Annotated in this window: 10 protein-coding genes, 1 pseudogene and 1 riboswitch; of the genes and pseudogenes, 10 read left to right on the top strand and 1 reads right to left on the bottom strand. The window is 74.8% G+C overall.

Annotated features, from left to right (window positions below; translation table 11 throughout):
• Window positions 1-239 precede the first annotated feature (239 nt).
• The 10 genes from C1I99_RS23670 (at window position 240) to thiC (ending at window position 10,002) form a co-directional block, all read left to right on the top strand.
• Entirely contained in the window at window positions 240-845 is a 606-nt protein-coding gene (locus C1I99_RS23670; protein WP_111136412.1) for a class I SAM-dependent methyltransferase, read from the top strand.
• A 41-nt stretch (window positions 846-886) separates the two neighbouring features.
• Window positions 887-2,566 carry an ATP-binding cassette domain-containing protein gene (locus C1I99_RS23665; RefSeq protein ID WP_111136408.1) on the top strand — a complete coding sequence of 560 codons (1,680 nt, stop codon included), beginning with the start codon at window positions 887-889 and terminating at the stop codon, window positions 2,564-2,566.
• A gap of 57 nt (window positions 2,567-2,623) precedes the next feature.
• Window positions 2,624-3,568 carry an aldo/keto reductase gene (locus C1I99_RS23660; RefSeq protein WP_111136407.1) on the top strand — a complete coding sequence of 315 codons (945 nt, stop codon included), beginning with the start codon at window positions 2,624-2,626 and terminating at the stop codon, window positions 3,566-3,568.
• Window positions 3,569-3,971: 403 nt separating this feature from the next.
• Window positions 3,972-4,080: riboswitch (TPP riboswitch) on the top strand.
• Window positions 4,075-4,701, top strand: a complete 627-nt coding sequence (gene thiE / locus C1I99_RS23655; protein WP_111136411.1) for a thiamine phosphate synthase — start codon at window positions 4,075-4,077, stop codon at window positions 4,699-4,701. It overlaps the preceding riboswitch by 6 nt.
• Entirely contained in the window at window positions 4,695-5,834 is a 1,140-nt protein-coding gene (gene thiO, locus C1I99_RS23650; RefSeq protein ID WP_111136406.1) for a glycine oxidase ThiO, read from the top strand. The genes thiE and thiO overlap by 7 nt, the downstream gene beginning before the upstream one ends.
• Entirely contained in the window at window positions 5,825-6,025 is a 201-nt protein-coding gene (thiS, locus tag C1I99_RS23645; RefSeq protein ID WP_111136405.1) for a sulfur carrier protein ThiS, read from the top strand. Before thiO ends, thiS begins: the two co-directional genes overlap by 10 nt.
• A 5-nt stretch (window positions 6,026-6,030) precedes the next feature.
• A complete protein-coding gene (locus C1I99_RS23640) occupies window positions 6,031-6,801 on the top strand; it encodes a thiazole synthase (RefSeq protein ID WP_438941440.1) in 771 nt (256 codons plus the stop codon).
• A gap of 80 nt (window positions 6,802-6,881) precedes the next feature.
• Window positions 6,882-7,607, top strand: a complete 726-nt coding sequence (locus C1I99_RS23635; protein ID WP_111136410.1) for a thiamine phosphate synthase — start codon at window positions 6,882-6,884, stop codon at window positions 7,605-7,607.
• Window positions 7,604-8,392, top strand: coding sequence for a bifunctional hydroxymethylpyrimidine kinase/phosphomethylpyrimidine kinase (gene thiD, locus C1I99_RS23630; RefSeq protein ID WP_111136409.1), 789 nt, complete (start codon window positions 7,604-7,606; stop codon window positions 8,390-8,392). Before C1I99_RS23635 ends, thiD begins: the two co-directional genes overlap by 4 nt.
• 17 nt (window positions 8,393-8,409) lie before the next feature.
• The gene (gene thiC / locus C1I99_RS23625) at window positions 8,410-10,002 is read left to right on the top strand and encodes a phosphomethylpyrimidine synthase ThiC (protein ID WP_111136403.1); all 1,593 of its coding nucleotides are present in this window, start codon (window positions 8,410-8,412) and stop codon (window positions 10,000-10,002) included.
• Between the two features lie 81 nt (window positions 10,003-10,083).
• Here the strand turns inward: thiC and C1I99_RS32885 are convergent.
• Window positions 10,084-10,645, bottom strand: a pseudogene (locus C1I99_RS32885) (hypothetical protein); the annotation flags it as partial.

Raw genomic sequence — 10,645 nt, 5'->3', positions numbered from 1 at the left:
GCCCGGCCGGGGGAGGCGGACCGGCGCCGGGTCCCGACAGGTCGGACCCGGGCTCCGGGTGCTCCACGAATGCGTCCTCATCGGACTCGTACCGATACACCATGTCGCCCAGAGTAGGAGACATTGTCCCTTTAGGTGGTAATAGTGGAAAATTGTGCCCCAAGCCGTGTCGTGTCGTGTGCACCGGCCCGCGCCGGGCGGCGGCTGGTGCCCGGCGCCCCGGTGCGAGAATGACCGGCGTGACCGGCGACCACTACTTCACCGCTGAGCCCACGACCGCCGCCCACCCGCGCGAGGTCGAGTTCTCCGTCGCCGGACGCGACTACACGCTGGCCTCCTCCGGCGGCGTCTTCTCAGCCGACCGCCTCGACCCCGGCACGGCGGTGCTGCTGCGCAAGGCCGAACTACCCTCGCCCGGCACCACCGGAGCCCTGCTCGACCTGGGTTGCGGCTTCGGGCCGATCACCTGCGTGCTCGCCACCACCGCTCCGGCGGCGACCGTCTGGGCGGTCGACGTCAACGAGCGGGCCCGGGAGCTGACCGCGGCGAACGCGGCGCGGGTCGGCGCCGCCGAGCGGGTCCGGGTGGCGGCACCGGACGCCGTGCCGGCCGACCTGACCTTCGCCGAGCTCTGGTCCAACCCCCCGATCCGGGTCGGCAAGGACGACCTGCACCGGATGCTGCTGCGCTGGCTGCCCCGGCTCGCCCCGGGCGGGGTCGCCTGGCTCGTGGTCGCCCGGCACCTCGGCGGTGACTCGCTGCACCGCTGGCTGGTCGAGCAGGGCTGGCAGGTCGAGCGGCACGCCAGCCAGAAGGGCTTCCGGGTGCTGCGCGTCACCCGGTAAATGGTTGGGCCGCCCGGCCGGTGCTCGGGCACTATGCCGGCGTGGGATACGTGGACGTGGCCGCGGTCGGGCACATGCTGCCCGACGGCCGGGAACTCTTCACCGACGTGTCGTTCCGGGTCGGCGAGGGGGCCAAGGTCGCCCTGGTCGGGCCCAACGGCGCCGGCAAGACCACGCTGCTGCGGATGGTCGCCGGGGACCTGCCGGTACGCGCCGGAGCCGTCGCGCGGGCCGGCGGGCTCGGCGTGATGCGCCAGTTCATCGGCATGATCGGCGACGAGTCCACACTGGCCGACCTGGCGCTGTCGCTCGCCCCGCCGGCACTTCGCGAAGCCGGCCGCCGGCTGGCCTCGACCGAGGCGGCGTTGCGGGCGGCCGAGGTGCGCGGCAAGTACAGCACCGCCGCCGGCAAGGCCCAACTGGCGTACGCGGACGCGCTGGCGGCCTGGGGCGAGGTCGGCGGGTACGACGCCGAGGTGCTCTTCGACACCGTCGCCACCATCGTGCTGGACCTGCCCTGGGACAGCGCCCGGGAGCGCCCGGTGCGGACCCTCTCCGGCGGCCAGCAGAAGCGGTTCGCCCTCGAACTGCTGCTCCGCGGCCCGGACGAGGTGCTGCTCCTCGACGAGCCGGACAACTTCCTCGACGTACCGGGCAAACGCTGGCTGGAGGCCCGGCTGCGCGAGTCGGGCAAGTCGGTGCTCTACGTCTCGCACGACCGGGAACTGCTGGCGCACACCGCCGACCGGGTGGTCGCCGTGGAGGGCGGCAGCGCCTGGGTGCACGCCGGCGGCTTCGCCAGCTGGCACGCCGCGCGGGTAGCCCGGCACGCCCGCCTGGACGAGCTGCGCCGACGCTGGGACGAGGAGCACCAGAAGCTGCGCGAACTGATGCTGATGTACAAGCAGAAGGCCGCGTACAACGACGGAATGGCCTCGCGGTACCAGGCCGCGCAGACCCGGCTGCGCAAGTTCGAGGAGGCCGGGCCGCCGCCCGTACCGCCGAAGGACCAGGACATCCGGATGCGGCTGACGGGCGGGCGGACCGGCAAGCGCGCGGTGATCTGCGAGCAGCTCGAACTCGACGGCCTGACCTACCCCTTCGACCTGGAGATCTGGTACGGCGACCGGGTCGCGGTGCTGGGCGCCAACGGCACCGGGAAGTCGCACTTCCTGCGGCTGCTGGCCCGGGGCGGCACCGACCCCGACCCGGCGAACGGCCCCGTCGACGGCGCGGCGGCGCTCGCGCCGGTGGCGCACGACGGCATCGCCCGGCTCGGCGCGCGGGTACGCCCCGGCCACTTCTCGCAGACTCACGACCGGCCGGAACTGATCGCGAAGACGCTGGTGGAGATCCTCTGGCGGGGCGATGAGCACCGGGCCGGCATGGACCGGCACGCGGCGATGGCCGCGCTCAGCCGGTACGAGCTGGCCGGCCAGGGCGACCAGCGCTTCGGCACCCTCTCCGGTGGGCAGCAGGCGCGCTTCCTCGTCCTGCTGCTGGAACTCTCCGGGGCGACGCTGCTGCTGCTCGACGAGCCCACCGACAACCTCGACCTGGCCTCCGCCGAGGCGCTGGAGGCGGGGCTGGCCGCGTTCGAGGGGACCGTGGTGGCGGTGACGCACGACCGCTGGTTCACCCGGTCCTTCGACCGGTTCGTGCTGTTCCGCGGCGACAGCGAGGTGGTGGAGACCACCGAACCGGTCTGGGACGTCGGCTGAGGGGCATCCCGGGGCGAGGCGGCGGCCGACGGGCATAGGGTTGATCTCGTGACTGAGATGACCTACCGCCGGCTGGGCGACTCCGGGCTCGTGGTGTCCGTGGTCGGCATCGGCTGCAACAACTTCGGCCGCAAGCTCGACATCGACGGCACCCGGGCGGTGGTCGACGCCGCGCTGGACGTCGGGATCAACTTCTTCGACACCGCCGACATCTACGGCGAACCGCAGGGCAGCTCCGAGGAGCTGCTGGGCCAGGCGCTCAAGGGGCGCCGCGACGACGTGGTGGTGGCCACCAAGTTCGGCATGGACATGCACGGCCGCAACGGACCGGACTTCGGCGCCCGGGGCGGGCGGCGCTACATCGCCCGCGCGGTCGAGGCGTCGCTGCGGCGGCTCGGCACCGACCACATCGACCTGTACCAGATGCACGAGCCCGACCCGGGCACCCCGATCGACGAGACGCTGGCCGCGCTGGACGACCTGGTCCGCGCCGGCAAGGTGCGGTATCTCGGCAATTCCAACTTCGCCGGCTGGCAGATCGCGGACGCCGACTGGGTCGCCTCGTCCGGCGGCCGGACCCGGTTCATCAGCGCGCAGAACCACTACAACCTGCTGGAGCGTTCCGCCGAGGCCGAGGTCATCCCCGCCTGCGAGCGGTTCGGTCTCGGCATGCTGCCGTTCTTCCCGCTCGCCAACGGCCTGCTCACCGGCAAGTACAAGCGCGACGAGGCCCCGCCGGCCGGCAGCCGCCTCGCCGGCGGCGGCCGGTACGCGCAGCGGCTCGCCGCCGCCGACTGGGACACCATCGAGGCACTCGACGGGTACGCCGCCGAGCGGGGGCTGTCGATGCTCCAGGTGGCCATCGGTGGGCTGGCCGCCCAGCCGGCGGTGGCATCGGTGATCGCTGGGGCCACCACACCCGAGCAGGTGAAGGCGAACGCCGCCGCGGGCACCTGGCAGCCCACCGAGGAGGACCTGACGGCGCTGCGGGCCGTCCTCTGATCCCACTGCGGGTGCTCGGGCCGGCGCGGACCGCCGGCCCGACCCGTCAGCCTCAGCTGTCCGGTGTGCGCCGCTGCCGGGGCCGCGGACAGGAGCGTCAGGGCCGGCCCGGCGAGCCCGCCGGCGATCACCTGGCGAAGTACGCACCGACCAGCTCGCCGTACCAGGCCCAGCTGTACTCAGTTCGGCTGGATACGTGGCGGGCAAGACGCCGGCTGGTAACGGTTTCGCAACGGCGGACGACATTCCGATCAAGACAGTACGAAGTGGGCGCGGCCGGGCGCGCCGGTTCCGTCCGTGGCCCACCTGCCGCCGGCCGCCTCGCCGGCCGCCCCGGCGGTCGCGGCCGGGCAGCCGGGTGGCCCGCCTTGGCAGGCCGGCTGATGTGGCGTACGGTAAGCCGCAAGTGACCCACGGGAGCCCGGTGTACCGGGCTGAGAGGGGGGCTGGAGCCCCCGACCGTCGAACCTGATCCGGGTAATGCCGGCGCAGGGAGGAGCGTTGCCGTGCCGTCCCTCGGGCGACTGCATCTGATCACCGACACCCGACCCGGGCGGAATCCGCTCGCCGTGCTGCGGGCCGCCCTCCCGGTGGCCCGCGCCGAGCTGGTCGTGCAGGTGCGGGTCACCGACGACGCCACCGACCGCGAGGCGTACGACCTGGCCCGCCGGACGGTCGCACTCTGCGCCCGGTACGGCGCCACCTGCCTGGTCAACGACCGGCTGCACGTGGCGCTGGCGGTGGGCGCCGCCGGCGGGCACGTCGGCGCGGACGACCTGCCGGTCGGGGCGGCCCGCCGGGTGCTCGGCTCCACCGCCGTGCTCGGCGCCACCGCCCGGGAACCGGACGGCGCCGTCGAGGCGGTCGCCGCCGGGGCGAGCTACCTGGGGGTGGGCCCCTGCCACGCCACCAGCACCAAGAGCGGGCTGCCCGCGCCGATCGGCCCGGCCGGGGTGCGCGCCGTCGTCGAGGCCGTCGACGTGCCGGTGATCGCGATCGGCGGGGTGACCGCCGCGACCGTGCCCGCCCTGCGGGCCGCCGGGGCGTACGGGGTGGCGGTGATCGGAGCGGTCTCCGGGGCGGCCGACCCGGCCCGGGCCACGGCGGAGCTGTTGGGAGCCCTGGGGTGCTGAGCCGACCGGACGTCGCCGTGGTCGGGGCGGGCCCGGTCGGGCTGGCGATCGCCTGGCGGTGCGCCGCGCGTGGGCTGCGGGTGGTCCTGCACGACCCCGCTCCCGGCTCCGGCGCGTCCCACGTCGCCGCCGGAATGCTAGCGCCGGTCGCCGAGGCGTACTTCGGTGAACACGAGCTGACCGGGCTGCTCACCGACTCCGCCGCCCGCTGGCCGGCGTTCGCCGCCGAGCTGACCGAGGCGTCCGGCGCCGACATCGGCTACCGCACCGACGGGACCCTTGTGGTCGGGCTCACCGCCGACGACCTGGCCGAGGCGCGCCGGCTCTGGGCGTACCAGCGAGGACTCGGCCTGCCGGTCACGCCGCTGCGCCCCACCGAGCTGCGTGACCGCGAGCCGGCGCTGGCGCCCCGGGTGCGCGGCGGCGCGTTCGCCGCCACCGACCACCAGGTCGACCCGCGCCGGCTCGTGCCGGCGCTGCGCACCGCCGCCGAACGGTCCGGCGCCACCGTGCGGCCCGGCGTGGTGCGACAACTGTCCGACGTGGACGCCGCGGTCACCGTGGTGGCGGCGGGATGCGGCGCCGCCGCGCTGACCGGGCTGCCGGTCCGGCCGGTGAAGGGGCAGGTGCTCCGGCTCCGCGCGCCCGACGGCGGCGCGCCGGGCTTCCGGCACGTCATCCGGGGGTACGCCGACGGCGAGCCCGTCTACCTCGTGCCACGGACGAGCGGCGAGGTGGTGGTCGGGGCGACGGTCGAGGAGCGGGCCGACACCGGGGTCCGCGCCGGGGCGGTGCTGCGCCTGCTGCGCGCCGCCGTCGACCTGCTGCCGGAGCTGTCCGAGTACGACATCACCGAGACGGTCGCCGGGTTGCGCCCCGGTACGCCGGACAACGCCCCGATCCTCGGCCCGCTGCCCGGCCGGCCCGGCGTGCTCGCCGCGACCGGGCACCACCGGCACGGCATCGTGCTCACCCCGGTCACCGCCGACCTGATCGCCGACCTGATCACCACCGGGGTGGCGGATCCGCTGCTCGCCCCCTTCACCCCCGGCCGGTTCGGGCCGCGCCCGGACACCCGCCCGCCCGGCCCCGCCGGGCCCCAGCAGACGACGGAGGACGACTCGTGGAACTGACGGTGAACGGCGCCGGGCGGACCGTGCCCGGCGGCGCCACGGTGGCCGACCTGGTGCGGGAGGTCACCCCGCAACAGCGCGGGGTGGCGGTCGCGGTCAACGGCGAGGTGGTGCCGCGGGCCGGCTGGCCGATGACCGTGCTGAGCGACGGCGACCGGGTCGAGGTGCTCAGCGCCGCCCAGGGCGGGTGAGGGTGGTGAGCTTCGCGCTGGGTGGGCAGACGTTCGGCTCCCGGCTGATCCTCGGCACCGGCGGCGCGGCCAACCTGCACGTGCTGGAGCGGGCGATCCGGGCCTCCGGCACCGAGCTGGTCACCCTGGCCCTGCGCCGGGTGGACACCACCCCCGGCGGGTCCGGCGGGCTGCTGGAGCTGCTCGACCGGTGCGGGGTGCGGCTGCTGCCGAACACCGCCGGCTGCCACACGGCCGGCGAGGCGGTCAAGGTCGCCCACCTGGCCCGGGACGCCTTCGACACCGACTGGGTGAAGCTGGAGGTGATCGGCGACGAGCGGACGCTGCTGCCCGACGGGGTGGAGCTGCTCCGCGCCGCGGAGACGCTGGTCGCGGACGGGTTCACCGTGCTGCCGTACACCAGCGACGATCCGGTTCTGGCCCGGCGGTTGGCCGACGTGGGCTGCGCGGCGGTGATGCCCGCCGGCGCGCCGATCGGCTCCGGGCTGGGGGTGTCCAACCCGCACCACATCCGGCTGATCCGGCAGAGCGTCGACGTGCCGGTGATCCTGGACGCCGGCATCGGCACCGCCTCCGACGCGGCGCTGGCCATGGAGCTCGGCTGCGACGCCGTGCTGCTGGCCAGCGCGGTCACCCGGGCCGCCGATCCGGTGGCGATGGCCACAGCGATGCGGTACGCGGTCGAGGCCGGACGGCTGGCCGCCGGGGCGGGCCGGATCGCCCGTCGCTTCCACGCCCTCGCCTCCACTCCCGACGACGGAAGGCCGGACCTGTGACGCCGCCGGTGCGTCCCACCCCCAGGTCTGCGCCGGATCCCGGAACGACAGGGCCCCTCCCAAAGCCCTTCCCGACCAGGATCTCGAACAGAGCGCCCGGCCTCGTGCTGCTGACCGACCGGTGGCAGGCGCGGCGGCCACTGGCCCAGGTCGTGGCCGGAGCCGTCGCGGGGGGCGTGCGCTGGGTGGTGCTGCGGGAGAAGGACCTGCCCCGTGCCGAGCGCGCAGCCCTCGCCGTCGACCTGCGGGCGATCCTCACCGCGGTCGGCGGCACCCTGATCGTCGCCGGCCCCGACCCCCTCGACGGCGACGCCGTCCACCTGCCCTCCGCCGGCCCCTACCCGCCGCCGAGGCTCGGCCTGGTCGGCCGCTCCTGCCACGACGGGGCGGAGCTGGCACGGCTGACCACAGAGGACTACGCCATCCTTTCACCCGTCTTCCCCACCAGGACGAAGCCCGGCTACGGCCCGCCCCTGCACCCCGCCGGGCTGAGCATGCTGATCCGGCAGAGCCCCGTGCCGATCCTCGCGCTCGGGGGAGTGGAGACGCCGGAGCAGGTGCGCGCGTGCGTCGCGGCGGGCGCCGCCGGCGTGGCGGTGCTCGGCGCCGTCATGCGAGCCGAGGACCCGACCCGGGTGGCCGCCACGCTGACCGCCGCGGTCGAGGCGGCGTGCCGGCAGGCTCCGGCGGAGTCCCCGGACGTGGCGTGGAGCCGGCACGACCGACCGCAGCCCGCAAGCCGCACACCGGCGAACCGGCCCGGTCGGCCGCGCGCCGCAACAGTGACCACGGGAGCGGGACGGTGACCCCGACGACCGTCCTCACCATCGCCGGTTCCGACTCCGGCGGGGGCGCCGGCATCCAGGCCGACCTCAAGGTCTTCGCCGCCCTCGGCGCGTACGGGACCAGCGTCCTCACCGCGGTCACCGCGCAGAACACCCGGGGAGTGGACGCGGTGCTGCCTCTGCCGCCGCGCACGGTCACCGAGCAGCTCGACAGCGTGCTGGCGGACTTCACCGTCCGGGCGGTCAAGACCGGGATGCTCGGCACCCCGGCGGTTGCCGACGCCGTCGCCGACGCGGCCAGGGACGGCCGGCTGCCGCACCTCGTCGTCGACCCGGTGCTGGTCGCCACGAGCGGACACCGGCTCGGCGTGGTCGCGGCGGTCGAGCGGCTGCTGCCGTACGCCCGGGTGGCGACGCCGAACTGCGCGGAGGCCGCGGCCATCACCGGACGTCCGGTGACCACGGTCGAGGAGATGGTGGCCGCCGCGGAGGCGCTGGCGGCGGGCGGGCCGGAACACGTGGTGGTTACCGGCGGTGACGTGGACGCCGACGGCGAGGCGGTCGACGTGCTGCGCGGCGGGGGCGTCACCACCCTGCTCCGCGCGCCCCGGGTGGCCACCCGGCACCACCACGGCACCGGCTGCTCGTTCTCCGCGGCGGTCGCCGTCCGGCTGGCGCTGGGCGACCCGGTGTCGGTCGCGGTGGCCGCCGCGAAGGAGTACGTCACCCGCGCGCTGTCCGGCGCGCGGGGCTGGGAGTTGGGCGCGGGACGCGGCCCGCTGGACCACTTCGGCTGGTCCGCTTGATCACCAGGGAGGCTGTCATGCAGGCACGTCGCAAGGTCTACGTCGAGGGTTCGCGGCCGGACATCCAGGTGCCGTTCGCCGAGGTGGAGCTGACCGGGGACAACCCGGCGGTCCGGCTCTACGACACTTCCGGGCCCGGCTCGGACCCGCAGGTCGGGCTGCCGCCGCTGCGCGGGCCGTGGATCGCCGAGCGGGGGGACGTCGCACCGGTCCGGGGCGCGGGCACCCCGCTCGCCGGCGCGGACGGCCGGCGCCCCACCCAGCTCGCGTACGCCCGCGCGGGCGTGGTCACGCCGGAGATGGAGTTCGTGGCGATCCGGGAGGGAGTCGCGCCGGAGTTCGTCCGGGACGAGATCGCGGCCGGGCGGGCGGTGCTGCCGCTCAACGTGAACCACCCGGAGTGCGAGCCGGCGATCATCGGCAAGGCGTTCCTGGTGAAGGTGAACGCGAACATCGGCACCTCGGCGGTGACCTCCTCGATCGCCGAGGAGGTGGAGAAGCTGACCTGGGCCACCCGGTGGGGCGCGGACACGGTGATGGACCTGTCGACCGGCAAGCGGATCCACGAGACCCGCGAGGCGATCGTGCGGAACTCGCCGGTGCCGATCGGCACCGTGCCGATTTACCAGGCGTTGGAGAAGGTCGGCGGCGACCCGGTGAAGCTGAGCTGGGAGGTGTTCCGGGACACCGTCGTCGAGCAGGCCGAGCAGGGCGTGGACTACATGACCGTGCACGCCGGGGTACTGCTGCCGTACGTGCCGCTGGCCGTCAACCGGGTCACCGGGATCGTCTCCCGGGGCGGCTCCATCATGGCCGCCTGGTGCCTGGCCCACCACGAGGAGAACTTCCTCTACACCCACTTCGCCGAGCTCTGCGAGATCCTGGCCCGGTACGACGTGACCTTCTCCCTCGGCGACGGGCTACGGCCCGGGTCGATCGCCGACGCCAACGACGAGGCGCAGTTCGCCGAGCTGCGTACCCTCGGCGAGCTGACCAGCGTGGCCTGGTCGCACGACGTGCAGGTGATGATCGAGGGCCCGGGGCACGTGCCGATGCACAAGATCAAGGAGAACGTGGACCTCCAGCAGGAGTGGTGCCACGAGGCGCCGTTCTACACCCTCGGTCCGTTGACCACCGACATCGCGCCCGCGTACGACCACATCACCTCGGCGATCGGGGCGGCGATGATCGGCATGTTCGGCACCGCGATGCTCTGCTACGTCACTCCGAAGGAGCACCTGGGCCTGCCGGACCGGGACGACGTGAAGGCTGGCGTGATCGCGTACAAGATCGCGGCGCACGCGGCCGACCTGGCCAAGGGGCACCCCGGCGCGCAGGCGTGGGACGACGCGCTCTCCAAGGCCCGGTTCGAGTTCCGCTGGGAGGACCAGTTCAACCTCTCGCTGGATCCGGAGACCGCGCGGTCGTACCACGACGCGACGCTGCCCGCCGAGCCGGCGAAGACCGCCCACTTCTGCTCGATGTGCGGCCCGAAGTTCTGCTCCATGAAGATCACCCAGGAGCTGAAGGACTACGCGGCCCGTGGCATGAGGGACAAGTCGGAGGAGTTCGTCGCCACGGGTGGCCGGCTGTACCTCCCCCTGGCCTGACCGCACCGCGCACCTGTGCTCGCTGGCAAGGAGTGGCTGCTCCACGTCGGAACAGCCACTCCTTGCCGGGCGGTGCGTTGGTCAGTCGCGGTGGTGGCGGCCGGTGGATCGCATCGAGCGGCGGCCGGCCTTCCGGTCCGGCTCGTTGTCCGGCACCTTCCGACCCAGCCCGGCGACCCAGTCCACGTACTCCTCGTCCTGCGCTGGCAGCGGCTCCGGCTCCGCCGGGGTGCCGGTGCCGTCCTCGCCGGCCCGGGGCCGGTTGCGCCGGAACAGTCCCAGCCGGCCGCGGGCCCGTCCGGCGGACTGCTCCGCCTCGCCTCCGGACCCGGCGCCGCGCGACGGGTCCGTGTCCGGCCCGTCGACGGCCGGTGTGCCCGCGTCCTCGGCGGCACCGTCGGCGGTGGACGCCGGCTGGGGTCCGGCCCGGCGCGCGGTGGCCAGGGCTTCCCAGCTCGCCGCGCGACTGAAATCGGGCATCGGGCCGAGGTGCCGGGGCCGGGGCGCCGGGTCGGGCGCCTCCTCGGCCCTGCCCTGGTTCACCTCGACGGCCGGGCCGGGCTCGGTACGCGGCGGCACCGGCCACGCCGGGGCGACCGGCCAGGCCGACCGGACCGGGGTGTCGGGGGCGGCGGTCGACCTG

The organism is Micromonospora deserti (assembly GCF_003236335.1).
Lineage (GTDB): Bacteria > Actinomycetota > Actinomycetes > Mycobacteriales > Micromonosporaceae > Micromonospora > Micromonospora deserti.
Note: the sequence above shows the minus strand (reverse complement) of the source record. Positions and strands in the feature narration are given on the sequence as shown.